Source organism: Zavarzinia marina (genome assembly GCF_021568905.1).
GTDB classification, from domain to species: domain Bacteria; phylum Pseudomonadota; class Alphaproteobacteria; order Zavarziniales; family Zavarziniaceae; genus Zavarzinia; species Zavarzinia marina.
Genome location: NZ_JAKGSB010000006.1, coordinates 237,169 through 261,007, shown reverse-complemented (window position 1 = coordinate 261,007; position 23,839 = coordinate 237,169). Strand labels below are relative to the sequence as shown.

The window sequence follows — 23,839 nt, the reverse complement described above, 5'->3', positions numbered from 1 at the left end:
TCTGCGCCAGATGCAGCATCACCGCGCTGTCCTTGCCCACCGAATAGAGCATCACCGGGCGCTCCGTCTCCGAAACAACCTCCCTCATGATGTGGATGCTCTCCGCTTCCAGACGCTGCAGATGGGTGAGGGAAGGGGTGGAAAGGGCGACAGGGGACTTGGGAATGGACGACACGTCGGTAATTCCAATCTCTGGTGGAAAATTACGCTTTGTATTCGGCGTATTCGGCAAATGTATTGAATGGCGCCGGGCACTCAACGGGTGGAACATACCAATAAAGGGAAGCAAATAGTGCTCACCGCGCGGGCGGTCAAGCCTGATCCTGTCATTTTGCTGCATTGCCGCAAGACTGGGGTTAAAACCATGCGCGACGGCCCCGAAAAGGGGGATCCCGTCGCCGAGCGGGCCGTGGTACGATTCGCCTTACCCACGGCGCCGTCAGGCTTTTTCGGCGCGGACGGTTCCGTCGCGGGCGGGAAAGACGCCGTTTTGCGTCGCAAAAATCCGGTCCGAGGCGCTTGTGGATCGCGGTAGCTTGGATTACAGTGCCCCATCTAATAAGCAACAGCATTGGTGAAGTGCCATGAATTCACCTTACGAAGGTTTGGATAAGAAATTTTTCTGGAAGACGGGGGTTTGCGAGCAGCCTGTCGGACCGCTTCCCGGTCTTTATGTGAAGAAATTCGATATTAGCATCGAGTCTCCTATTGCTGCTGCCGGCAGTTGTTTCGCTCAGCATCTGACTCGTTACTTGCGCGCGAACGGGATGAACATCATCGACATGGAGCCGCGGCCGGTCGATCTGCCCAAGGAATTGGCCACCCGTTACGGCTACGAGATGTACTCGGCGCGCTACGGCAATATCTATACGGCGCGCCAGCTTCACCAGCTCGTCCGCGAGGCGGTTCTCGACGAACCCCGGCCGGAGATCGTCTGGGAGAAGGACGGGCGTTACTATGATGCCCTGCGCCCCAACGTCGAACCCGATGGCCTGTCCTCGCCCGAGGAGGTGCTCGCTTCCCGCGCCTATCACATCTCGCGGGTCAAGAAACTGTTCCATTCGATCGACGTCTTCGTCTTCACCTTCGGCATGACCGAAGCCTGGGTCGACGTCGAGACCGGGATCACCTTCCCGACGGCGCCGGGCACCATTGCCGGCTCGTTCTCGCCGAACCGGTTCAAGCTCGCGAACTATCGCTTCAACGAGGTGATGGAGGATTATCTCTCGGTCCGCGAGATCCTGCGCCGGGTCAATCCGAACATGCGCTTCATGGTCACGGTCTCGCCCGTGCCCGTCACCGCGACGGCGACCGGCAACCACATCCTCTCGGCCTCGACCTATACGAAGTCGACCCTGCGCTCGGTGGCGGGCGAACTGCACGCCGAATACGACGACATCGACTACATCCCCGGCTACGAGCTGGTGACCGCCAACTTCACGCGCGGCAGCTATTACAACGAGAACCTGCGCACCGTCCGCCCGGAGGGCGTCGCGGCCGCCATGTCGCTGTTCTTCACCGAACATGCGCCGGACGGCGTCGGCCGGATCAAGGACTCGGTCGTTCCGCCCATGGCCGCGGTGCCCGAGCCGGCGACCGCGGTGCCTGCGCCCGCTCCGGCGGCGGCGCCCGCAGCCGCGGCGCCCGCCCCGGCGCCGGCCGCGCCCGCTCCGGCACCTGCCCCGGCTCCCGCGCCCGCCGCTGCGGCGCCGGCGCCGGAATCGTCGATCAAGCCGTCTTCGCGGCAGATCGTCGAAGTCGACGACGATGCCGTCGTCTGCGAGGAAGAATTGCTCGAGGCCTTTCTGCGATGACACAGCGCTATTGTTTTCTTGGTAACTCCCATATCGCGGCGCTCAAATTCGGTTGGGATCAGATTGCGGCGACACATCCGGATGTCGACATCACCATGTTCGCCGCCGGCGGGCGGAATTTCGAAAACGTGGTGGTCAAGGACAAGGTGATCGAGGCGACGACGGAAGAGCTTCGCGCCCTGCTGCTGAACCGTTCCAACGGTCTCGACAAGATCGTCCTCACGGATTACGACAAATACGTCATCGTCGGTCTCGGCTTCGACGTGGTGCTGATGTCGCGCCTCTATGGCAACTACCACACGATCCTGCACTCGCAGCCGCGGCCGGAGGAGATCCAGTTCGTCTCCATCGACGTCATGGCGCAGATGCTGCTGGCGGACCTGCGGGAATCCCTGTCGTTCCAGCTCGCCAGGCTCATCCGGGACGAGATGGACCAGACGATCTATGTCTGCTGGGTGCCGCTGAAGCGCAAGGCCATGCTCCATCTCGACAAGGGCAACAACAGCGCGATCGTCGACGCCTTCACCGCCATCGTCGAAAACGGCGACGAAAAGCTCGTGCGGGCGCTGATGACGCGCATCGCCGCGCTGCTCCGGCCCGAGGGCATCGTGCTGATCGAGCAGCCGGAAGAGACGGTCGAGGGTGAGATCTTCACCTTCGAGGAATTGTCGAAGGCCGGGACCACGCCGGCGGATACGCCCAACCCGCGCGCACTGCTGGACATCGGTCACATGAACCGGCGCTTCGGCAGCATGATGGTCAAGCAGATCATCTCCGCGACGGCGGGGCACGCGTGATCGACGTTGTGAATGCTGACGTGAATCGCTGAATGCCATGACGACGGTCGTTGAGAGAATCCTGCGCCGCGCGGAGCGTGTTCCGGCGACGGTGGCCATCACCCACGTGACCCCCAAGGGGGCGACGGACATCACCTGGGGCGAATTCGCCGACTCCCTGTTCCGATGGGGGGGCGTGCTGAAGGACCTGGAAGGGAGCAAGGGGCGGCCGGTCCTGATCTTCCTGCCGCATTCGCACGAGATGTATTTCGCCTATTTCGGCGCCATGGCGGGCGGGCTCATCCCGTCCTACATGCCCCTGCCGAGCGCGAAGCAGGAGCCCGGCTATTACTGGGCGTCGCACCGCACCCTGGTCGATCGCATCAAGCCGGCGGCGATCATCGCGCCGGATGAGATCCGCGAGGACATGGTGAAGGCGGGGATCGGCATCCCGGCCGAGCGCATCCTGACCCCGGGCGGCATCGAGGCCCTGGCGAAGCCCGTCGATGCGGCGGGGCGCGAGGCGATGCTGGCGGCGATCGGGCCGGAGGACATCGCGCTCCTCCAGCACACTTCGGGCACGACGGGGCTGAAGAAGGGGGTGGCGCTGTCCCATGGCGCCATCATCCTGCAGTCGGAAGCCTATTCGAAATCCATCGACCTAGACGAGAGCGGCACCATCGTGAGCTGGCTGCCGCTCTATCACGACATGGGCCTGATCGCCTGCCTGATGGGCACCGTGCTGACCGGCAACCGCCTGGTGAACATGGACCCGTTCCACTGGCTGAACCGCCCGGGCCGCCTGTTCGAACTGGCGCAGACCCATGGCGGCAGCCATATCTGGCTGCCCAATTTCGCCTTCGACCATCTGGTCAACACCGTGCGCAAGCCGGAGAAATTCGACCTGTCGGGGATCAAGGCGTTCGTTTCCTGTTCCGAGGTTTCGCGGCCCCAGACCGCGCGCCGCTTCGTGCAGCATTTCGAGCCCGCGGGCGTGACGGCCGGACAATGCGCCGTCTCCTACGCCATGGCGGAGACGGTCTTCGCCGTGACCCAGACGCCGATGGGCCGGCCGTTCAAGGCCTGCACCGTGCCGATGGGCGAGCTCGGTCCGGGGGACCGGGTCCGCTTCATGGACGAAGGGGCGGAAGATTCCCGCGAATTGATGTCCTGCGGCCCGGTGCTGCCGGGCGTCACCGTGCGGATCGTCGATCCGGAGCGGAACGAGGTCGAGGACGGCGTCGTCGGCGAGGTCGAGATCCAGGCCCCCTTCCTCTTCAGCGGCTATTTCGCCCTGCCGGAGAAGACGGCCGAGAAGCTGCGCGACGGCAAGTATTATTCGTCCGATCTCGGCTTCAAGCACGATGGCGAGATCTTCATTCTGGGCCGTGCCGACGACATGGTCATCCTGAACGGCAAGAACATCTTCGCCAATGAGGTGGAGCAGTCGCTGCAGCAGATCGAGGGGCTGAAGCCCGGTCGCATCGTCGCCACCGGCGTCGACGACGCCCGCCTCGGCTCCCAGCGTCTGGTGGTGATGGCCGAGTTGAAGGAAGATGTGGTCGAGGATCGCCAGGCGGCGATCTCCGACGAGGTTTCCGAGAAGGTCTCGCGCGAGTTCGGCGTCGATGTCGCGGATGTCTGGCTGGTGCCGCTCGGCGCCCTGCACAAGACCACCAGCGGCAAGATCAGCCGCCACAAGAATCGCGAATACTACGTGGCCAACAGGAGGGATGATGAGCACGCCAGGATTTGAAGAGCTGCAAAAAGTGCTGGCCAAAATCTTGGACGTCTCGCCGGACGAAGTGAAGAAGACTTCGGTGGCTAAGGACTTCAAGAATTGGGATTCGATTTCGCATTCCAGCATCGTGCTCGACATCGAGGATGCCTTTGACGTCGAATTTGACGACGAGGAAATCTTCAGCTTCACCGATGTGGGGCATATCTACGATACGGTGATGAAGAAATTGGGTGCCGCCGGATGAAGCGTTTCTTTTTCATGGGCAACTGCCAGGCGCGTTTCGCCGCCGCGGCTTTCGCCGGTGGCGGGGACGACGATACGGAGATCTACGTCATCGGTCCGCGCTTCCCGTCGAACGCGTCCTTCAACAGCCTGGCGCCGAACTACATCACCCGCGACGACGCGGTGAAGATGAAGCGCGAGAATCCGAACGACTATTGCGTCGGCTTCCTGCAGGAAACGCCGATGCAGAAGACCTCGCGCATCGACTCTTCGCTCGAGACCGTCTTCGACGCCGTGGTGTTCTTTCCCCACCTGCAGTTCCGCGCCCTGTGGCCCGAGGGCGGCGGCGAGGGTGAATCCCAGAAGCGCATCCTGCGGCGCTGGCACATCGAGCAGGTTTCGCTCCGGACCACGTTCGGCCGTTCGGGCCTCTCGGAAGACTTCTTCCAGACCTATCTGCAGCGCAACGCGGAAACCATCTTCTTCCATACCCACAGCCACCCGACCGGGGCCGCCTTCGGCTGCATCTGGTCCGGCATCGCCGCGGGCGCCCCGGAGGTCCTGCGGCCGCAGATCCTGGCGGCCGCCGAATTGATGGGCAAGGCTTCGGGCATCGACGTGAACAGCGCGCATCCCGTGGCTGCCGCCCTGGCCGACTCGCTGCAGGTCAATTGGCATCATTCCCCGTCCTATCGGACCCTGATCAAATTCGGCGAATTCATCGCCGACCGCGACAAGCCGCTGGATGTCGACGAGGAAGAGATCGCCGCCTTGGCGACCGATCCCAACGCCATGGTCCACCATTTCGTCGTCGGCTATCGCGCGCTGAAATTCGCGGCGCGCAAGGAACAATCGCTTCAGATGCTGGTCACCGGCTGCGAGCGTTTCGGCGACAGTGTGATCCTGACGAGCCGCCTGTTCCGCGAATATTGCGCGCGGAACATGGAGGAGGAAGCCATGTCGGCCTTCGAGGCGTCGACGTGCCGTCCCTACATCAGCCTTCTCGACGAGCGCTTCATCTTGCGGACGATCGACAACTACAAGAAGTGCGGCTTCATCAAGAAGATGCTGGAGACGGGGGTCGCGGCCGCGAACATGAACGAGAGCCTGCGCGAAGGCTTGCAGCAACGTATCGCCAGCGAATGAAGCTGCTGGAGGGGCGGGGGCCCCGTGTCGCGCAAGGCAGGAAGGGGATGTCGCGGCTGCAGGTTCGAAGGGCAGGCTTCGGACCGGTGCAAGACGCCATTTCAGGAAGATCCATCATGCTTTCCCGGGACGCGTCGGGGGTCACCGGCGTTCCGGCCCTGTCGGGGATCGGCCGCGCCGTTGCCGGCATCCCGGGAGGCGACAATTCGATGCAGGACGTGAATTCAGAAGCCCGGTTCGGTCGGATCCGAAAGGCCGAAAACCCGCTTCGCTGGAGATTGAGATGGCGCGCGTAATCCTACACATCGGCACCTACAAGACGGGCAGCACCGCCATTCAGTCGTTCATGCGCAAGAACGAGGCGGCCTTCGCCCAGCAGAGCATCTACTACCCGACGTTCAAGGGCGATTCCCAGAACCATACCTTCCTGCGGACGTCCCTCATGCAGGAGGACGCGGCGAATGTGGCGGACTGTCGAGACGTCCTTCAGCGCTGTGTCGACGCGGATCCCAACGCCACGATCGTCCTCAGTTCCGAGCATTATTGGCCGCTCCACGGGCCCAAGCTCCAGGAAATGCTGGACGTCATCGAGAAGGTCTGCCCCGACATCACGACGGTGATCTACCTGCGGCGGCAGGACAAGCTCTGGGCTTCGCTCTACGCCCAGATGGCGAAGAGCATGTCGATCCGTCCGGAACATGCGCTCTGGGGTCAGAAGGGCTTCGTCGGCGCCGATATCGCCGAACACGGCATGTATTACTTCGAATGCCTCGAGGAATACGCCAATCGCTTCGGGCGCGAGAAGGTCGTCGCGCGGCTCTACGAGCGCCGGATGTTCCCGAACGGCGACGCGGTCGAGGATTTCGTGCAGTTCATCGGCGGCAAGATGCCGGCCGATCCGATCGGCGGCGACGACGACACCAATCTGTCCTTCGCCTGGAAGGCGGTCGAATTCTCGAAATATTGCGCGGTCCAATATGCGGCGCGCTTCGGCCGCAAGAAGAAGTGGATCGGGCCCGTCTCCGGCGCCATGCGCGACACCGTCGCGCGCCTCCAGCGCGAGGAGGGCTTCACGGACTGGATCGGCAAGGCGCCGCTCTATCTGCCGCCCGACGAACAGCTCAAGATCGTGGAGCATTACCGTCCCAGCAATGAAAAGCTGTTCGAGCATTATTTCGGTGGTCAGGACGTGTTCGGTTCGGGCGATACGCAGAAGCCCTGTCCCTATGGCCTCGCCGACATTCCCGAGGTCGAACTGCGCCGCGGCTTCGAACTGATGACATGGTGGCTGGCCCGCAAGGTCGGCAATCTGGGGGGCTGACGGGCCAGACGGCCCGCCGCTTCTCCCGTCATGCCCTTGAAACGGCACGTCTTCGTCTTATCGTCTTGCTGCCGGCCGCGCGCCGGATTCGCCCACCCGAAAGGATGATTGAAATGACTTCAGGCGAAACGCCCAAGGTGAGAAAAGCTCAGGAGGCGGCCGCCAAGCGCCGTGCCTCCGCGGTCGAGCGCCGCAAGGTCGCCCAGGACGCCAAGAAGGAGCAGACCGAGGCGCGCCGCACGGCCAGCCGCGAGGCCCGCGCCGCGGCCGTCGCCGAGCGCAAGGAGAAGCAGGCCGAGGAACGCAAGGCCGCTGTCGCCGAGCGCAAGGAGAAGCAGGCCGAAGAGCGCAAGGCCGCGGTTGCCGAGCGCAAGGAAAAGCAGGCCGAAGCGCGCCAGGCCGCGGCGGCCGAACGCCGTGCCGGCCGGGCAAGGCCCCGGGCCGACAAGGATACGCCGGCGGAGGACTGACCGTCTCGCGGCCGCGGGCGTCCCGAGGGCAGGCCCTTTCGGGCGTCGCACCAGCCGTGCACCGGCGCCACCCCGGGACGAGCGCCGTCTTCGGACGATGATCACGGCGTGAATGCCCGGCGACCGTTCACGGGCGCAAATGCTCGCCGACCTTGGTCCTGCGGTCGGAAGGACGATGCCGAACGGCGAAAATCCATGTCCGCCGGGGTGATCGCAGTGCCGAGGGGGGCTTGACGCGCCGCCCCGAATGTATGATTGCTGCAGTGCCGTAACGAGATTCGAGGGGCGAGGCGGACGAATTTCGCGCCTTCCCGCTTCCTGCGGAATCCCGGTCGTAGCGACGCCGGCGCCGGGCGACGGCGTGAGGCGTGGGGACCGCCGGGGGGCTGTTCTCGAGGGAACGATGAACATGGACGCAGTGGTGCTGGAAATCGGGCGGTCCTCGCCGTGCCGCCGACCGCGCGCCGATCGCCCGGCGAGGGCCGCGTGACGGCGCGGGCGGTGGCGAGCGCGCCACAGCGCGTCGTCGGCATGGAAGGCGTCACGGTCCGCTATCTCGAGCGCAACCGGATCGTCACCGCGCTGCACGACATCAATCTGGCGGTGGCCGCCGGGCAGAGCGTCGGCATCGTCGGGACCAAGGGGTCCGGGAAATCCACCCTCATCCGCATGCTGTCGCATCTGGAGAAGCCCCTGGTCGGCCGCGTGTTCAGTCACGGCATGACCGTGAGTTGGCCGCTGTGGGCCCGCCAGGGCATGATCCGGAGCCTGACGGTGCGGGACAACATCCGCTTCACGGCCCAGCTCTACGGCCGCCCCGCGCCCGAGATCATTCGCCGCGTCGACGATTTCGTGCAGCTCGGCGGGCATATCGACCTGTTGCTCAACCGGCTTCCGGCGAGCACCATGTCGAAGGTCATGTTCGCCACCGCGGTGGCCATGGAGTTCGACTGCTATCCGATCGACGACTGGGTCGTCTCGGAGGATCGGGAATATCGCAGCAGGGCCGAAGAAACCGTGAAATCGCTCCGGCGGCGGTCTACCCTGGTACTTGCTACCAATCGAGCGTCGCTCGTGCGCAGCCTTTGCGACGTCGCCTATGTTCTTCACCGAGGTGTGCTGACGGCCCATGACACAATCGACGAAGCCTTCCGATACTTCCGCCGTTGCCAGGCGGATACATCAGCCGCGGAGGCCGGCGAGGCGGGAGCCTGACTTCGAGGACGACCTGCTCGGCGACGAATTCGCCGATGTCAGCGAAGACGAGGAGGAGCAGCGCCCGCGCCAGGTCACCATGACCCCGCTGCCCGCGGCCGAAAGCCGCGAGAAGCTGCGGCGGCGCAAGATTCTGTCCGCGCTGTTCTCGGTGCTGTTCCTGCTGGTGCCGACGGCGATCTCGGCCTTCTACGTCTATCTCTTCGCATCGCCCGTCTATCAGGTGGACACGGTCTTCCAGGTGAAGACCTCCTATGACGGCGGCGGCGGTGGCGGCAAGGGAGCCCTCGGCTTCCTGAAGGGCGGTTCCGTCATGGGCCGGGCGATGGACGAGTCCTTCTCGGTCGTGCGCTATATCGAGTCCCGCAACGCGCTCGCGCAGCTGCAGGCCGACATGGACCTGCGCTCGGCCTTCAGCAAGGACAGCATCGATTCCTTCTCGCGGCTTTCGGCGGATGCCGACGACGAAGCCTTCTACAGCTATTTCGGCGGCATCGTTTCGATCTATTTCGACGAAGTCTCGGGCATGATCGTTCTCGAGACCCGGGCGTTCGAGCCGGATCTCGCGTTCAGGATGGCGACCAGCCTGGCGTCCCAGGCCGAAAGCCTGATCAACGACTTCAATGCCCGCTCCGAACACGATCTGACGGAACTGGCGCGAAACGAGCTCAAGGGCGCGGAACAGCGCCTGCGCGACGCCGAGCTGGCCCTGACCAAGTTCCGCAACGAACATGGCGCCATCGATCCGGCCGCGACCTCGTCCTCGGTCAACGGCATCATCGCCTCGCTGAAGGCCCAGGCCGCCTCGATCGAGGCCGAGATCCTGGCCATCCGGGACATCTCCCGGGGCGAGGTGCCGCGTCTTGCCGAATTGCGCAACAAGCTGGCCGGCATCCAGGAACAGATCAAGATCGAGGAAGCCCGCCTGACCGGCAGCGACAGCGCCTGGGCCGGCACCCTGGAACAATACGGCATCCTGCTGCTGCAGAGCGACATCGCCAAGCAATCCTATGCGGCGTCGCAGTCCGCGCTCGATTCCGCCATGGTCGAGGCCCGGCGCCAGAAGCTCTATGTGGTCGACGTCGTCTCGCCGTTCCTGCCGACCGAACCGCGTCTGCCGCACAAGGCGCAGACGGTCTTCTTCACCTTCCTGGGCGCACTCGTGGCCCTCGTCATCGGCCGTCTCGTCTGGGCGGGCGTGCGCGATCACATGGTCTGACGGGAGCGGGCAATGGATTTGGCACAGTTTGACCGGGGGCCGGACGGCATCGCCGCGTGGCCGGTGCCGGGCCATCGCCCGCGGTGCCGGTTCGGGGGAACATACCTTTGATCGGGATCGGTTTTTTTCGCGTGCCGTCGCAGGGGCGCGCATCTTGCGGCGCGGGCAGCGTACGCAGTACTGTCCGCTGCGGCGAAGGGGGAGGTCGCTTTCAATGAAGACCCATTCGAGCCGAAGGGGGCTCGTCCTCGGGCTGATGGCCGGGGTGCCTCTTTTTCTTTCCGCCTGCAGTGCGAGCGGACCGGCCCCGGCGGAAACCGTCGTCGACGGCAATGGTTTCGCCCGGACCAGCGATGCGCTGTCGGCCACGGCGCTGGTCGACGGCAGCGGCCAGGCTTGGCGGCTCGTGGTGAACCGCTCCTTCTTCGCCGCCAGCGGCCGGGATTGCGCGACGGCGACCTTGACACCGCAATTCGGCGGCACGCCGATCCGGCGCGTCGTCTGTGTGGACGGCAGCACCTGGGTGGTGGTCGAGCCGCTCGTCCTGGCACCGGGGGAGGCGGATCCGCATTTCCTGCCCACGCCCATGCCCTCGGCCGAACCCGAGCCCGCATCCGCCGCGTCGCCGCCGGGCGGCACGATCACGGCCTTCAGGTTGGGGGAACGGTCCTGATGACCAAGATCGACATCATGTCCATTCGCCGTCTTCTGGCCGGTCTCGCCGTCGCTGTGGGGCTGTCGGCCCTGCCGGCTTTCGCCCAGTCGCTCGTGCCGGCCGGCCCGACGACGCAGCGGGCGCCCGCCGAACCGGCGACGGCGGCGGTCTCGACGACCGACGCCGCCCTCGCCGAACGGCCCTTCGGCGCCGGCCTGTTCATCAACCGCGAGGCGCCGGCACCGACCGGCGGCGGCAATCCGCAATATCTGGTCCAGCCCGGCGATCAGGTGCAGGTGCATCTCTTCGGCGCCGTGCAGCAGGATCTGTCGCAGACCGTCGATCCCCAGGGCAACATCTTCATTCCCGAAGTCGGTCCGGTGCCCGTGCGCGGCGTGCCTGCCGGCGACCTGACCAGCGCCATCCAGCGCCAGGTCCGGCAGTCCTATCCTTCGGATACCGTGCAGGTCTACAGCACCCTGGTCGGTTCGCGTTCCATCGGCATCTTCGTGACCGGCTTCGTCGCGCAGCCCGGCCGCCACCTGGGCGCGCCGGCGGATTCGATCCTCGACTATCTGCTGCGCGCCGGCGGCATTCTCGAGGGCAGCGGCTCCTATCGCGACATCGACCTGAAGCGTGGCGGCCGCACCATCGCGACGGCCGATCTCTACGACTTCCTGCTCGATGGCGACCTGCCCGGCGTCTCGCTGCAGGAAGGCGACACCATCGTGGTCGGCGGCCAGAATCCGGTGGTCAAGGCGCGGGGCGTGGTCCGCAACGAAGCCATCTTCGAGATGATCGGCACGCGCATGACCGGCGCCGAGCTGATCGCGCTCGCCCGGCCCCTGCCGAATGTGAACAATGTCTTCGTCACGGGCACGCGCGACGGCGTGCCGATGTCGAAATACCTGACGCTGGCGGAATTCAGCGGCTTCACCCTCGCCGATCAGGACATCGCCGAATTCCAGCAGGATTCCTCGGCCCCCGTGATCACTGTCCGCCTCGAAGGCGCCTATGAGGGCCAGTCGACCTATGTCGTCTCGAAGGCGGTGACGCTGCGCCAGTTCCTCGCCCATGTCGAGGTCGATCCGGCCGTCGCCAATTATCCCGCCGTGCATCTGCGCCGGGCGACCGTCGCCCAGCAGCAGAAGGCGGCGCTCGAGGCGGCGCTCGACCGCCTGCAGCGCAGCGTGCTGACCGCCGTGGTCGAGACCAGCGGCGAGGCGGCGCTCCGCTCCGCCGAGGCGCAGATGGTCCTGCAGTTCATCGACAGGGTACGCGGCGCCGAACCGGACGGCACCCTCGTCGTCATGGACGAGAAGGGCGGGATCGCGGACATCCCGCTGGAAAACGACGATGTCGTCGTCATTCCGAAGCGCTCGTCCACGGTGCTGATCGCCGGCGAAGTGCTCGCGCCCCAGACCATCGTCTGGCAGAAGGGCATGACGATCGACGACTATATCGATCAGGCCGGCTCCTTCACCGACAGGGCCCAGCGCGACTATTTCCTGGTGCAGAAGCCGAATGGCGCGATCCAGCTCGTCGGCGATCCCAGGGTGGAGCCGGGCGACGAGATCGTGGTGCTGCCGGAAGTCAGCTTCAAGGGCTTCCAGTTCGTTCAGGATCTGGCCGATGTGATCTTCCGCGTGGCGGGCATCACGCGCTTCCTGAGCGATTGACGGGCGCCGGGCCCGCCGTCCTTCGGCGGGCCCGGTTCGCCGCCATTCAGATTTCCGTTGGACGAGGTATCCGACCCAAATGAACGACGACGACAAGAAGGAAACCGCGCCCGCCGCCGGTTCGACCAGGCTTCAGCGCCAGGAGGAGCGCAAGGCCAAGCGTCAGGCCGAACGCAGGGCTGAACGGATCGCACAGCGCAAGGCCGCGCGTGGCCTGAGCAAGGCCGGCGCCCCCGGCGCGGCGGCCGGGGAAGATCCGGAGGCCGTCAAGGCCCGCCGCGCCGAACGCCGCAAGGCGCTGCAGGAGCGGATCGCGAACGATCCCGAATTCGCTGCCCGGCGGGCGGAACGCATCGCCGCGCGCCGTGCCGCGCGCGAGGAGTGAAGGCCGCCGCGTAAGGCCGGCGCCTAGCCCCGGGTCAGGCCCGGCACGAAGGCCAGATCCGCGGCGTCGCTGAAGATCTGGCGGCGGATGTCCGCCGCCGGCAGGCCGAGATGGTCCCGCAGGACGCCGGCGAAGACGCCGCGCAGATCCGTGGTCGGGGCGAGGTCGCGGCCTTGGTACAGGCGCTGCGGCGAGAGACCCGGCCAATCCGCGATCATCCGTCCGCCGGCCACGGCGCCGCCCAGCACGAAGGCGGCGCCAGCCGTGCCGTGATCGGTGCCGCCCGTCCCGTTCGGGACGGCCGTCCGGCCGAATTCCGTCGCCGCGACGACGACGGTCCGGGCCCAGGCCGGGCCGAGACCCCGGCGCAATTCGGCGAGGGCGTCGGCGAATTGCCCGAGCAGCTTGCCGAATTTGCCCATGACGGCGCCCTGCCCGGTATGGGTGTCCCATCCCGTCACCTCGAGGGTGGCGATGCGCGGCCCGCCTTCCGCCCGCATCAGCGTGGCCAGGCCGCCGAACACGGGGATCAGCCGGCTCTGTCCGGGTTCCTTGCCCGCCATGCCGTCCTCGCTCGCGGCGAGAAGGGCGCGCGTGTCCCGGGCGGTGGCCAGCGCCGCGTGAAAGCGCGGGCTGTCGGCATAGAGCCGATCGACCGCATCCAGCAGATAGTCCGTGGGCGGTGCGCCGCCGCCGGGTCCGGCCCAGGTCGCGACCCGGGCCGGCCCGGCCATGACCAGCGGCGCCGCCTCGTTGACGGCAAGGCCGAGATCGCGGCCGCGCGGCGCGCCGTCCTGCCGCATCAGGCCGATGGCACGGTTCAGCCAGCCGATGCCATCGTGCGAGGGCGCATTGCCGCCCGTCTCCAGCACGTTCTGGGCATCGAAATGCGAGCGTTCGCGATAGGGCGTGGCGGCGGCATGGACGATCGCCAGCTCGCCCTTGGACCAGAGACCATGGATCGGCGCCAGCGCCGGGTGCAGGCCGAAGCGGTCGTCGAGACCTAGCGCACCGTCCGCCTTGCCGACCGGGGCGATCGCCAGGGCACCGCGAAGGGCGGCGTAGTCCCGGTCGCCGACCGGCGGCACCGCCGACAGCCCGTCCATGCCGCCGCGCAGCAGGATGAAGATGAAACGGCGGTCGTCCGGCACGCGCGCATAGGCGACGCGCGGCGCGGTCACGGCGAGTCCGGACCCGAGCAGGCCGAGGAGCAGGTCGCGGCGATCGATGCGAATGTCCATCCCTGTCACCTTGCTGTAGGGGGCACCTCTGCCCTGGGGGTCACCGCTGCTGGAATTCGGGGGCGGCGAAGACCATGGCGATACCGGAGGCAAGATCGCCAGCCCCTTCGATAAGACGCAATTTCGGCGCAGGCGTGACGGGGGCGATGGTCTCGCGGATCAGGGCGCCGAGGTCGATCCTGTCGCCGACCCGCCGCGCGACGTCGCCCGCGAGATCGATCCGGCGCAGCAGCGCGTCCGGCCCCAACCAGTCGTCCGCCCGGTCGGGCCAGCCGGCCGGGGAAGGGGCGCCGAAGGGCGGCTGGCCGAGTTGGCGCAGGCGCTGGAGCACCAGGGGAATTTCGGCATCGGCGCCGGGATGGGCAAGGGCGCGCGCCATGCTCACCACCAGTTCCCAGGGCGTCTTGACCTTGGCGAAGGGATCGCGCCAGGCGGCATCCAGGCCGATCAGCCCGGCGGAGACCGCGCGCAGGTCGCCGCCGGTCCGCAGATAGAGGGCGGCGATCCGCTCGACCGCCTCCGCCGGGGGATCGTCGGCGACGAAATGCCGGACCAGTTTGGTGGCGAGATGCCGGGCCGTCGACGGGTGGCGCGCCAGCAGGGCGAAGGCGTCACCGGTCTCGCCGGCGCCGCCTTCGCGGATCCGCGTGCCGAGCAGGCGCTTGTCGCCCGGCTGATGCCGGTCGGCATCGAAGCCGAAGCGCCGCGGCGCGCCGCCGCCGCCTTCCACCACCGACCATCCGGTGAGGATCTCGGCAAGCGCGATGACGTCCGCCTGATCATAGCCGCCGTCGACGCCGAGGGTGTGGAGCTCCAGGATCTCGCGCCCGAGATTCTCGTTGAGGCCGGTCGCCCGGCGCCGGCCGATCTTCGAATCCGGCCCGAACGACCGGGTCTGATCGAGATAGTCGAGCATCGCCGGGTGCAGGGCCGCCGCGCGCAGCAGATCCTCGAACCGTCCGGTGACGTGAGGGGCGATGGCCTCGCGCTCGAAAACGCCGGCGAGGGGGAGGATCCGGCCCCGCGCGACCGACACGGTGAAATGGTTGGACCAGAACAGGACGAGGCGCTCGCGCAGTGGCGCGGTGGTGGCGACGCAGCGGCGAAAGCGTGCCTCGACTTCGCGCAGGTAGAGCTCATGCGCCGGATTGTCGGGGTGGCCGTCGCCGTCCAGGTCCTTTCGGCCCGCCGCGCGCATGGCGCGTGACGTTTCGGCGATGTCGAGGGCACCGGCCGTATCCGGCAGGTCACTCGGCGGTGCGGGGGCGTCCAATTGCGCGGTCAGGGCCGCCCGCGGATCGCGGGCAAGGGCCGCCATCTCCCCGGGGCGCGGCCCGAGGCCGAAGCGATTGGCGGCGATGAAGGCTTCTCGGGTCATGGCGCCTCGCGCGGGAATGCCACAGAGCGGCCTGAGGCGGCCGTTCACACCTTCAACGGGGCGGCAGCGTCATTCCTGCGCGGCCGGGACGGGGACCGGGCGTTCCGGCCCCCGCATCCTTCAGCGCGTCAGCAGCTTGCCGATGCTCTTGCCGATGCTCTTGTTGCGACGCTGGGGCACCAGTTCGCGCGCGACGCGGACATGGGCATCGTCGAAATGCAGGGCTTGGACCTCGGGCTTGCTGAAGATGATGAAGACTTCATTGGCGAAATAGGGGTGGAAGCTCTTGACGATCTCGTCCTTCAGCCATTTCGGCATGGTGTCGATCTGGCCCTTGTGGACGATGACGAAGTCGAATTCATCCTCCTCGACGACCTGATCGATCGAGATGATCCAGGGCGAGACGCGGCGGAATTCGAGCGGCCCCACGATCTTGGCGCCCGTGAAGCGCGAGATCGCGTTCCAGGCGTTGACCCACAGCTTGTCGGGCAGGCCGACCACGCTCAGTTCGTTGGCGGCCGACGGATCGAAGATCGGCATCGACTTCGAGCCGACGTCGCGTTCCTGAAAGGGCGAGAGCGTGACGGTCCGAGACCGCTGCGGCATCTGGCTGGCGGTCCCGGTCCAGGGTTCGGGCTGCACGTTCATCTCGGCGGTCGTGCCCACCATGGCGTTCAGTTCGATCAGGCTCGGGATGAATTCGGCCTTCTCGGCGACCATTTCCAGGAGCGCCGGCTCGATGGCGCCGCCGAACAGCATGGCTTCGGCCGGTGCGGCGGCGTCGCCCGACAATGCCCGCAGCAGTTCCGGCAGGATGTCTTCGGGCAGCCAGATCGGTTCCGGCGCCTTCGGTTCGGCCGCCTTCAGCCGATCCTTCAGGCCGAGGGACTTCTTCTCGCGGAACAGGTCGTTGGTCAGGCCGGCCTTCAGGGAATTGAACAGCCAGAACCGCGAAATCTGGTAGAAATTCTGCTCCGACACGGAATTGTCGAAGGAGCCGTTCTGGGACAGGAAGAATTCGTCGATGATCTTCTTGACCAGGATCGGCTTCGCCAGATCGTCGTAGGATGCTTCGCTGTCCAGGTCCACGACGGCACTCTGGAACAGGGTCGCCTCGGGCTGCTGCGAGAGGTAGAGCAGCGCCTCGGTCCGCGACTTGCCGTCGATGGCGTCGGCGATGTCGGACAGGCGCTTGCGCGACGGCTGCGTCTTGAAATAGAGCGCGAGCGCCGAATAGACGAACTGCTCGTTCGACATCATGGCGAATTCGGCCTTGAAGGCGCGATAGCGGGTCTGGAACTCCGTCGCGTTGCCGATCGCCGCCGAGACCGGTGTGCCGGTCTTTTCGGCGATATATTGCGTCGCCCCCTCGATCCACGGCAGGCGGTCGTCGAAGATGTCGTTCGGCAGGCCGACGCTTTCGACCAGGCCCAGGATTTCGGCCGAAGTCAGGCCACCCACCCGCCGGAGATAGGAGATCATCTTGGCGGCCGGAATGATCAGCAGGGTCGGGATGCGCACCGGAATGCGTTCGGCGGTGCCGCCGAAGCCGATGCGGTCGACATAGTCCTGCATCAGCCGGCGCAGGCGCTGCACCGAATCCCGATCCGCCTTGCCGTAGATGTCCGGGAAGAGCTGCTTGACGAGCTTGCCGGTCACGCTGGCCGAGAAGATCTTGTTCGAGACGACGTCGTGATACTCGCGCTGGATGCCCTGGATGTCGCGCAGGGTTTCCCGCCGGACGACCGTCGACAGCGTGTCGTCATGGGACAGGAAGCGTTCCACCTGATAGAGGTTCGACGGCAGGGTCGAGCATGAGGCGAGAAGGTTCAACCGGTCCGCCGCGCCGAGATAAGGCGATATCAGGCCTTCGCAGGCGACGCCGTAGCGCAGGAAGGGCGTCGCCTCGAACTGCTCGTCGACGGCGGCCTGAAGGGCGATCCCCTCGCCGTCCTCGGCGGCGCAGGCCGCCAGCACGGATTGTTCGGCTTCCCTGGACGTGAGGCCCTTCTTGACGCCCGCGGTCAGCATCATGTCGACCATGGTGACGGAGCGGCGCTGGTCGCGGAAGTTCCGGATGCGATAGTCGGTCAGGGCGGACGGCTGGGTGTCCGCCAGCATCTTCAGGAACTTCTCGTAGACCTTCGACATCTCGTATTTGACGGCGAAGGCCTTGCTGCGCTCGCAGGCGAGCTCATAGGTGTCGGGGCTGGCGAAGAGCTCGTCGATCCTGAAGTGCATCTCGTCCTGATGGGCGAAGATCACGCCTTCGGCGCAATCCTCGAACTGGGGGCCGTAGGGAACGAGAATCGGCACGCCGAAGTTGAACAGGAAGCGGATCGAGCCGGAGGTCGCCCAATGGGTGATCGGTTCCTGGGTCACGACGCCGAAGTCCATCGGGGCCAGGCGTTCCAGCAGGTCCTTCTCTTCGCAGAAGTCGTTGAAGACGGTCGCGCCGACCTTCAGCCGCTCGGCATAGTCGAGCAGTTCGCGGGCGGCGGTACGATTGTTGGTCGCGAAATTGCCGATGAAATTGGCCTGGGCCCGTTCGCAGATGTCGATGATCAGGGTCGGCTTCTTGTTGGGTGACAGCAGACCGAAGCTGCCAACCGTCGGCCGGTCGCGGCGGCGGTTGTCGGCGGACGGGGAGAGCGCCTTGCTCGGGCCGTCGCCGGAAGCGTCATAGACGTAGACGCCGTGCTCGAGGTGTGGAATCGCCATCTCGTAGCAGCCGCGGCTGTTCAGGTTGACCACCGGGATCGACGAGCCGAACAGGCATTGGTTCATGATGTTCAGCACGTGGTCGGTCAGGACCACGGTGTGCATGACGATCGCGGCGCGGGCGCCGGGATGGGCCGCTAGATAGCGTTCGATGTTGCCGACCAGCTTGGCCGTCGTTTCGCCGGTGCCGAGCGGCGAGAGATTGTCGAAGAGGCCGTATTCGTGCTGCACCAGAATGAAATCGTAGGAAGCCGCCCCCGCATCTTCCTTGTCGAGATCTTCGGACGAGCGCATGAGCGAAGTCGACATCCCCAGCCGCTGGATCGAATCCGCGACATAGTGGGAATAGCGGGCGATGCCGCAGCTCTTGCCCAGCGACGGGCAGATGATCGCTACCTTCGCCGCCGTCCCCTGAAATTCCTGCATGATATGCTCCAAAAATGCGCCCGTGCTTCAAGCACACGCCCCCGCGTGGCAAACCGGGCGGATAATGACATGTTGCAGGTGCTCAATTCCAGTCGCCCTTGAAGAATCCGCACCGAATTGCGCCACGTCCGGGGCCCGGAAGAGGGGGTTTTCGGCTCGGTGCCTCGCGCGGCGCGGGCGTTGGCTGAAGTGATTTCAAGCCTTGGGGGGAAGGCGTCAGTCGGGGATTACCGGCAGCGTGCCGCCCGTCAGCGAGGGCCCGTTGACCGCGCCGGCCTCGGTTGTCGCGGGGATGGCCTCGAGGCTGCAATACCGCACCAGCGACGTTTCCAGGAGGGCGAAATGTCGCGCCCAGGTCGGCGGCTGATAGGCCTTCAGACGTTCGAGCTGCGCCGTCCGGGCAATCGAATCCGGTGACGAATAGTCGAGAATCGCCCGCATCCAGCTCGGTCCGTCCAGCGGGTCGATGAAGTCGGGGATGTCGCCGCCGACCTCGCGGAAGGCGGGAATGTCCGAGCAGAGCACGGGCACGCCGACCGCCAGCGCCTCGGCGATCGGCAGGCCGTAGCCTTCGACGAAGGAGGGAAAGAGCAGGGCATTGGACCGCCGCAGCAGTTCGACCAGTTGCGGATCCGACAGGCTGGGCAGTTCGACCACGCAGTCCCGCAGGGCGAGGCAGCGGTCGAGGATCCGTTCCGTGCTCTCGGTTTCCCAGCCGCGCCGGCCGACGAGAATGAGCTTCGGTGTCTTCCGGCCGAGCTGTTCGCGCAGGCGGCGCCACAGCGCCAGCAGCAGGTTGTGGTTCTTCCGCGGCTCGATCGTGCCGACCATGATGAACCAGGGCACGTCCTCGTCGTGGGTCGTCGGCTGCTGGCCGAGGAACAGGGGCGAGATGCCGAGGGGCAGCACCCGGACCGGCGGCGGCGGCTGGTGCGCCTGGGCACAGAAGGCCTTGAATTCCCGTGCCGTGACCAGGGAATTGGTCAGCACGACATCGGCCGTGCTCATCATCGTCTCGAGCCGGGCGAAATGGCGCCGGTCCTCGCCGGCCCGGGCGAATTCCGGATGATGGTAGGGGATGAGGTCGTGCAGGAAGACCGCGAGGCCGGCGTTGAAACGCTCCTTGAGCCCGGCCCAGAGCCCGGTCTTGTCGATGCCGCCGTGAGAGACCGAGAGCAGCACCGAAGACGGCGTCCCGCGCTTGAAGATCCGCCCGCGCACCGCCGGGACCGGGTCGATGCGCTCGCCCATCAGGCGCTCGCTGGCGCGGATGAAACGGTCCATCAGGGGGGAGAAGCGGCGCAGCCGGCGATGCAGTTCGGGGTCGACCCGGTCGACCCAGTCGGCGGCGATCTTGTCGCGCAGCGCCAGGGCGTCGTCGCGGGTGATGCGCCGGAAGCTGTTGCCCCGGATCGAAAAGAAGCCGATGCGCGGCGCCGGCTGGTTCAGGAAGTGGCAGAGATAGGTGTATTCCATCCGGTCGATGCCCGATGGCGGCCGGTCCGGGTCGCGGCCGCTGAGCCGGGAGATGTCGAGCAGTATCTTCGCCATTGCCATTCTCTATCACACTCAGGCGGCCGTGAGGCCCAGGACCTTGGCATACATGCGTGACAGTCTCTCCATATAGGGGGGAATGCCGAAGCGCGCGGCCTGTTCCGGCCCGCGGGCCGACAGGCGGTTCACCAGTTCGTCGTCGCTGTCGAGGTCGGTGATGGCCCGCGCGATCGCATCCACGTCGTAGGGATCGGCAAGCAGGGCGGCATCGCCGGCGATTTCCGGGAACGATCCCTCGGTCGACGCCAGCACCGGCGTGCCCATCAGCATGGACTCGACCACGGGCAGGCCGAAACCCTCGTAGAGCGAGGGAAAGAGCACGGCACGGGCGCCCCGCACGAGCCCGGCGAGGTGGGACTGGGGCAGGTAGCCGAACTTGTAGAGCCGGCGCGCCGCCCCGGTGGCCGCGATCTCGCGCTCGTAGTCCTCGAGGAAGCTGCTCTCGTTCAGGGCCTTCCACACCGGATTGCCGACGATGACCAGGGGGCGCGACGGCCAGGCCTTCAGCAGGGCCTCGATCAGGCGGGACACGTTCTTCTTCGGCTCGATCGCGCCGAAGAACAGGAAATAGCCCTGCCACGGGAAGCCGTAGACCTCCTCGACGTAGTGGCGCGACTCGCTTTCCTCCTGGTTCGCGCTGATCGCCGGCAGGACCACCGATTGATAGGTATTGGTGATGCGGTCGTCCGCGACATCGAACATGTCCTGTATGTCCGCCTTGGACCGTTCGGAAACGGTACAGATGTGGTCGGCCCGGCGGATGCATTCGCCGATCAGCGAATGATAGTACTTCTTGTCGTCCAGGGTCAGCGTCGGCAAGCGCAGCGGCACGAGGTCGTGCAGCGTGTAGACGTTCAGGGCCCCGGCGACCCGGACCGGCAGCGGATAGGTCCAGTGCATGATCTCCGGCGTTTCCGGCATGCGGACCTCGAGGAAGCGGCCGAAGCGGCGGAAATGGCGCGTGGCCTCCTGGAACAGGCGCGGCACGGCGGCGATCCGGTCGAAATAGGGCAGGGTGCCGGCGACATCGTCCGCGATCGCCCGGCCCCGCATGTCGATGATTTCGGCGTCCCGGCCGAAGAAGGCCGTCGCGGCATCGCGCACGCGGCGCAGGGCGCCGCGCCGGAGCGGCACCCCGGCCGGATCGAGAAAGGCGATTTCGCGGAGGATCGGCGCGGGATCGAGGTGGACCCGCTGTCCGTAGAGAATGTCGACCCGGCAGCCGAGATCGCGCAGGCAATAGGTCAGGGTCCGGGCATAGGTGGCGACGCCGGTGCCATGGGGCAGGGCCAGATTGTGGCCGTCGACGGCGATGCGCCGGCCCTTCAGCCGGGGATCGACGGCGGGGGACGATCCGCCGATCGCCGGTCCGCAAGGCGCGCCGGGATCTTCGGCCCTGCGGCACGCCTCGTCCGTGGCACGGGGCGTGCCCACCGTCCGCGATGGCGTAGCGCTAGGTAGCAATTCAATCCCCCCGTCCCCCGACGGCGCCCCTGGCGGCGACCGAAGCCCTCGAGCATCCGCGCGATCCGAAGCCGCTTTCGCGACGGATTTACGCCACGATCATCGCCCTCCCCGTGGAGTCGCGACAAGCTCTAAGCAAGCTTTCCTGCAAAATCAATGGTTTATGAAAAGTTAAAGGTCCCGGCCGCAGGCCTCGTCCACGCCGGTTTGTGGAATTCGTGCAATCGCCATCGCCATTCCCGTGTGGAAACGGGCGGGAGGCAACTGCGGCCGCCGTCAGCGACCACCGATCAGGGCGCGCAGCAGGGCGCCGGCCAGGCGCAGCCCGCGCATGGCGCGCTGGCGCAGGCCGCGCGCCGGTTGCGGCCGCCGTGCCGAGAGCATGTCGACGACATGCCAGACGTCGCAGGGCAGCCCGCTCTCGGGATCGCAATAGCGGGGGTAGAGCAGCAGCGCCCCGGCCACCAGTTCGTCGAGCGCGAGGCGCCGGCGGCGCCGGGGCAGGGGGCGGAGATCGGTGGTCAGGCCCCAGCCGGCATAGAAGGGCTGGCCGTGGGCGGTGACCTTCAGGCCGCGCATCAGGGCCTCGAAGCCGACCAGCGAACTCATGGTGTGAACCTCGTCGACCAGGTCGAAGAGAGTGACGACCGAGGTATCGATCACGATCTGGTCGGCGAAGCGGCGCACCACGTCGTGGGGCACCGCGCCCTGGCGGTTGCCGGCCTCGACGTCCGGATGCGGCTTGTAGACGATCCAGGCATCGGGCGCCGCCGCCCGCGTCGCCTTCAGCAGGCCGAGATTGCCGCCGACCCAGGGCGCGCCCAATTGGACCGAGGCATCGTCCTCCACCTGGCCGGGCACCAGGATGCGGCGCTGGCCCGGCGCGGCGCCGAGGGTGACGCCCTCGGCCCGCCCGACGTTGTATTTGGTCAGGCCGCGCTCGACGATGACGCGGCGCAGGCGCGCCGCCTCGGCCAGCAGGGCGTCGTCGAAGCGGCTCTCTTCCAGCAGGCTCTCGAGGTCGCTCGGCCGGGTCGGGTCGAAATAGATGCCCTGGCGGTCGATCACCAGGGAGGCGGCGGCGACATGATCGGAACCGAGACCGACGGAACGCAGGAAACCGTCCTCGATGCGCCACAGCGGGACGCCCTCGGCGGCGCAGGCGTCCGCCAGCCCGGCGGGCGCGCGGGCGGCCCAGACCGCGACCCTTCCGCCGGCGCTCTTCGCCGTCGCCACGGCGCGTCCGACGTCGCCGGCGAAACGGACCCGGCCCCAGCGGCTGGCGAGGAACCGGCGCATGCGCGCGTGCTTCCAGGGGCGCAGGCCCATGACCACGGTCAGGCCGGCGAAATCCCTGTCGTTCCGCTTGATGCCGGCGACATGGCGGGCGATGTCCAGCGCCGTGGCGGGACCACCGGACAGAGGATCGCGATAGCGGCAGGCGCGGACATAGGCGGCGGCGACCACCGCCTCCAGTGTCGGCCGCGCACTGCGCCAAGGTGCCGGGCGGCGATCGTCCGTCAGGCCCCAGCCGGCGAAGAAGGGCAGGCCGAAACAGGTGACGGGCACGCCCTGGATCAGCGCCTCCATGCCGGCGAGGCTGGTCGCGACATAGACCCGCGCCGCGCGCCGCGCCAGCGACGGCCAGGAGACGGGCCTGGTTTCGAGCGCGATGCCGCGTTCCCGCGCCGCCTCCAGCAGGAAGCCGGCGCGCTTGCCGGCCAGAACGTCGGGATGGACCTTCACGCGAAGCTCGGCCCCCGGGTTCTCGGCGACGGCCGCCTCCAGCATGGCGATGAAATCGCCGGCGCCGACCCCGCCGCCGGTGATCGAGGCATCGCCCCGGGTCTGGTCGACGACGAGGACGAGGGGGCGGTCCCGCCCGGCCGGATCATCCGCCGGCAGGTCCGGGGCGTCGTTGTATTTGCCGATCAGATGGCCGCGCATCGTCTCGATCAGGGCGCGGGCGGCCGCGATGTCGGCCGGCGGGATCGCCAGCCATTGCGCCAGGTCGTCCTCGATGGCGGACGGCGGCGCCGCCTCGTAGTGAACGCCCCGGTCGTCGAGCACGATGGAGAGCGGCGGCGTGCCCGTGACGCCGAGGCCGGCGGAGCGCAGGAACCCGTCCTCGACGGTCAAGAAGGGCAGGCCCCAGCGGGCCGCCGCCCGCATGGCGCGCCGCGACGGCTTCTTCCGGCCCCAGCCGACGACGGCGACGACGTCGGGCCTCGGGCGGAACAGGCCGCTGTGCCAGACCGGCCGGCCGATGCCGTCGAGAAAACGGTCGAGCCCCCGCACCCGCCAGAACATGGGCAGGGCGAGGACGGCGAGCTTCGCCGCGTTCGTGCGCGCCGGGGGTGTCATGTCGTCCGCCTCAGCCATGGCCGACGGCTCCCTCCGCCGTTCCGCGGC

General features: G+C 66.9%; 18 protein-coding genes and 1 pseudogene. 12 read left to right on the top strand and 7 right to left on the bottom strand.

From position 1 onward, the window contains the following. Positions 1-166 (bottom strand): annotated as a pseudogene (locus tag L2U69_RS16645) (sulfate adenylyltransferase subunit CysD); the annotation flags it as partial. Between the two features lie 418 nt (positions 167-584). Between L2U69_RS16645 and L2U69_RS16640 the strand changes: the two are divergent. The 12 genes from L2U69_RS16640 to L2U69_RS16585 all read left to right on the top strand — a co-directional run bounded on the left by L2U69_RS16640 (position 585) and on the right by L2U69_RS16585 (position 12,643). Further along, positions 585-1,814, top strand: coding sequence for a GSCFA domain-containing protein (locus tag L2U69_RS16640; RefSeq protein ID WP_236108252.1), 1,230 nt, complete (start codon positions 585-587; stop codon positions 1,812-1,814). Then, positions 1,811-2,611, top strand: a complete 801-nt coding sequence (locus L2U69_RS16635) for a hypothetical protein (protein WP_236108251.1) — start codon at positions 1,811-1,813, stop codon at positions 2,609-2,611. The genes L2U69_RS16640 and L2U69_RS16635 overlap by 4 nt, the downstream gene beginning before the upstream one ends. A 37-nt stretch (positions 2,612-2,648) precedes the next feature. Next, positions 2,649-4,346 carry an AMP-binding protein gene (locus L2U69_RS16630; protein ID WP_236108250.1) on the top strand — a complete coding sequence of 566 codons (1,698 nt, stop codon included), beginning with the start codon at positions 2,649-2,651 and terminating at the stop codon, positions 4,344-4,346. Continuing rightward, positions 4,327-4,575 (top strand): acyl carrier protein, encoded by a 249-nt coding sequence (locus L2U69_RS16625; RefSeq protein ID WP_236108249.1) that lies wholly within the window; start codon positions 4,327-4,329, stop codon positions 4,573-4,575. Before L2U69_RS16630 ends, L2U69_RS16625 begins: the two co-directional genes overlap by 20 nt. Then, positions 4,572-5,699: a hypothetical protein gene (locus L2U69_RS16620; protein ID WP_236108248.1), complete on the top strand. Its 1,128-nt coding sequence runs from the start codon at positions 4,572-4,574 to the stop codon at positions 5,697-5,699. The genes L2U69_RS16625 and L2U69_RS16620 overlap by 4 nt, the downstream gene beginning before the upstream one ends. A gap of 283 nt (positions 5,700-5,982) precedes the next feature. Further along, positions 5,983-7,020 (top strand): hypothetical protein, encoded by a 1,038-nt coding sequence (locus L2U69_RS16615; RefSeq protein ID WP_236108247.1) that lies wholly within the window; start codon positions 5,983-5,985, stop codon positions 7,018-7,020. Between the two features lie 113 nt (positions 7,021-7,133). Next, complete coding sequence (locus L2U69_RS16610) at positions 7,134-7,490, top strand: hypothetical protein (RefSeq protein WP_236108246.1); 357 nt, start codon at positions 7,134-7,136, stop codon at positions 7,488-7,490. A gap of 486 nt (positions 7,491-7,976) precedes the next feature. Beyond that, complete coding sequence (locus L2U69_RS16605; RefSeq protein WP_236108245.1) at positions 7,977-8,705, top strand: ATP-binding cassette domain-containing protein; 729 nt, start codon at positions 7,977-7,979, stop codon at positions 8,703-8,705. A 79-nt stretch (positions 8,706-8,784) separates the two neighbouring features. Beyond that, a complete protein-coding gene (locus L2U69_RS16600) occupies positions 8,785-9,924 on the top strand; it encodes a hypothetical protein (RefSeq protein WP_236108244.1) in 1,140 nt (379 codons plus the stop codon). A 214-nt stretch (positions 9,925-10,138) separates the two neighbouring features. Continuing rightward, positions 10,139-10,597 (top strand): DVU3141 family protein, encoded by a 459-nt coding sequence (locus tag L2U69_RS16595; RefSeq protein ID WP_236108243.1) that lies wholly within the window; start codon positions 10,139-10,141, stop codon positions 10,595-10,597. Next, on the top strand, positions 10,597-12,258 hold the full coding sequence (locus L2U69_RS16590) for a polysaccharide biosynthesis/export family protein (protein ID WP_236108242.1): 1,662 nt from the start codon (positions 10,597-10,599) through the stop codon (positions 12,256-12,258). Before L2U69_RS16595 ends, L2U69_RS16590 begins: the two co-directional genes overlap by 1 nt. Before the next feature lie 79 nt (positions 12,259-12,337). Then, entirely contained in the window at positions 12,338-12,643 is a 306-nt protein-coding gene (locus tag L2U69_RS16585; protein ID WP_236108241.1) for a hypothetical protein, read from the top strand. A gap of 23 nt (positions 12,644-12,666) precedes the next feature. Here L2U69_RS16585 and L2U69_RS16580 read toward each other — a convergent pair whose 3' ends face one another. The 6 genes from L2U69_RS16580 to L2U69_RS16555 form a co-directional block, all read right to left on the bottom strand. Next, positions 12,667-13,884, bottom strand: coding sequence for a DUF1501 domain-containing protein (locus L2U69_RS16580; RefSeq protein WP_236108240.1), 1,218 nt, complete (start codon positions 13,882-13,884; stop codon positions 12,667-12,669). Positions 13,885-13,924: 40 nt separating this feature from the next. Further along, positions 13,925-15,262, bottom strand: coding sequence for a DUF1800 domain-containing protein (locus L2U69_RS16575; RefSeq protein WP_236108239.1), 1,338 nt, complete (start codon positions 15,260-15,262; stop codon positions 13,925-13,927). A 120-nt stretch (positions 15,263-15,382) separates the two neighbouring features. Then, entirely contained in the window at positions 15,383-18,409 is a 3,027-nt protein-coding gene (locus L2U69_RS16570) for a glycosyltransferase family protein (RefSeq protein WP_236108238.1), read from the bottom strand. A 216-nt stretch (positions 18,410-18,625) separates the two neighbouring features. Further along, entirely contained in the window at positions 18,626-19,960 is a 1,335-nt protein-coding gene (locus L2U69_RS16565) for a glycosyltransferase family 4 protein (RefSeq protein ID WP_236108237.1), read from the bottom strand. A gap of 18 nt (positions 19,961-19,978) precedes the next feature. Continuing rightward, complete coding sequence (locus L2U69_RS16560; protein WP_236108236.1) at positions 19,979-21,427, bottom strand: glycosyltransferase family 4 protein; 1,449 nt, start codon at positions 21,425-21,427, stop codon at positions 19,979-19,981. A gap of 276 nt (positions 21,428-21,703) precedes the next feature. Then, positions 21,704-23,809: a capsular polysaccharide biosynthesis protein gene (locus L2U69_RS16555; protein WP_236108235.1), complete on the bottom strand. Its 2,106-nt coding sequence runs from the start codon at positions 23,807-23,809 to the stop codon at positions 21,704-21,706. Between the last annotated feature and the right edge of the window lie 30 nt (positions 23,810-23,839).

Bases quoted from the DNA above. Each gene is read 5' to 3' on its own strand.
- L2U69_RS16640 (WP_236108252.1), top strand. From the start codon at position 585: ATGAATTCACCTTACGAAGGTTTGGATAAGAAATTTTTCTGGAAGACG.
- L2U69_RS16635 (WP_236108251.1), top strand. From the start codon at position 1,811: ATGACACAGCGCTATTGTTTTCTTGGTAACTCCCATATCGCGGCGCTC.
- L2U69_RS16630 (WP_236108250.1), top strand. From the start codon at position 2,649: ATGACGACGGTCGTTGAGAGAATCCTGCGCCGCGCGGAGCGTGTTCCG.
- L2U69_RS16625 (WP_236108249.1), top strand. From the start codon at position 4,327: ATGAGCACGCCAGGATTTGAAGAGCTGCAAAAAGTGCTGGCCAAAATC.
- L2U69_RS16620 (WP_236108248.1), top strand. From the start codon at position 4,572: ATGAAGCGTTTCTTTTTCATGGGCAACTGCCAGGCGCGTTTCGCCGCC.
- L2U69_RS16615 (WP_236108247.1), top strand. From the start codon at position 5,983: ATGGCGCGCGTAATCCTACACATCGGCACCTACAAGACGGGCAGCACC.
- L2U69_RS16610 (WP_236108246.1), top strand. From the start codon at position 7,134: ATGACTTCAGGCGAAACGCCCAAGGTGAGAAAAGCTCAGGAGGCGGCC.
- L2U69_RS16600 (WP_236108244.1), top strand. From the start codon at position 8,785: ATGACCCCGCTGCCCGCGGCCGAAAGCCGCGAGAAGCTGCGGCGGCGC.
- L2U69_RS16595 (WP_236108243.1), top strand. From the start codon at position 10,139: ATGAAGACCCATTCGAGCCGAAGGGGGCTCGTCCTCGGGCTGATGGCC.
- L2U69_RS16590 (WP_236108242.1), top strand. From the start codon at position 10,597: ATGACCAAGATCGACATCATGTCCATTCGCCGTCTTCTGGCCGGTCTC.
- L2U69_RS16585 (WP_236108241.1), top strand. From the start codon at position 12,338: ATGAACGACGACGACAAGAAGGAAACCGCGCCCGCCGCCGGTTCGACC.
- L2U69_RS16580 (WP_236108240.1), bottom strand. From the start codon at position 13,884: ATGGACATTCGCATCGATCGCCGCGACCTGCTCCTCGGCCTGCTCGGG.
- L2U69_RS16575 (WP_236108239.1), bottom strand. From the start codon at position 15,262: ATGACCCGAGAAGCCTTCATCGCCGCCAATCGCTTCGGCCTCGGGCCG.
- L2U69_RS16570 (WP_236108238.1), bottom strand. From the start codon at position 18,409: ATGCAGGAATTTCAGGGGACGGCGGCGAAGGTAGCGATCATCTGCCCG.
- L2U69_RS16565 (WP_236108237.1), bottom strand. From the start codon at position 19,960: ATGGCGAAGATACTGCTCGACATCTCCCGGCTCAGCGGCCGCGACCCG.
- L2U69_RS16555 (WP_236108235.1), bottom strand. From the start codon at position 23,809: ATGGCTGAGGCGGACGACATGACACCCCCGGCGCGCACGAACGCGGCG.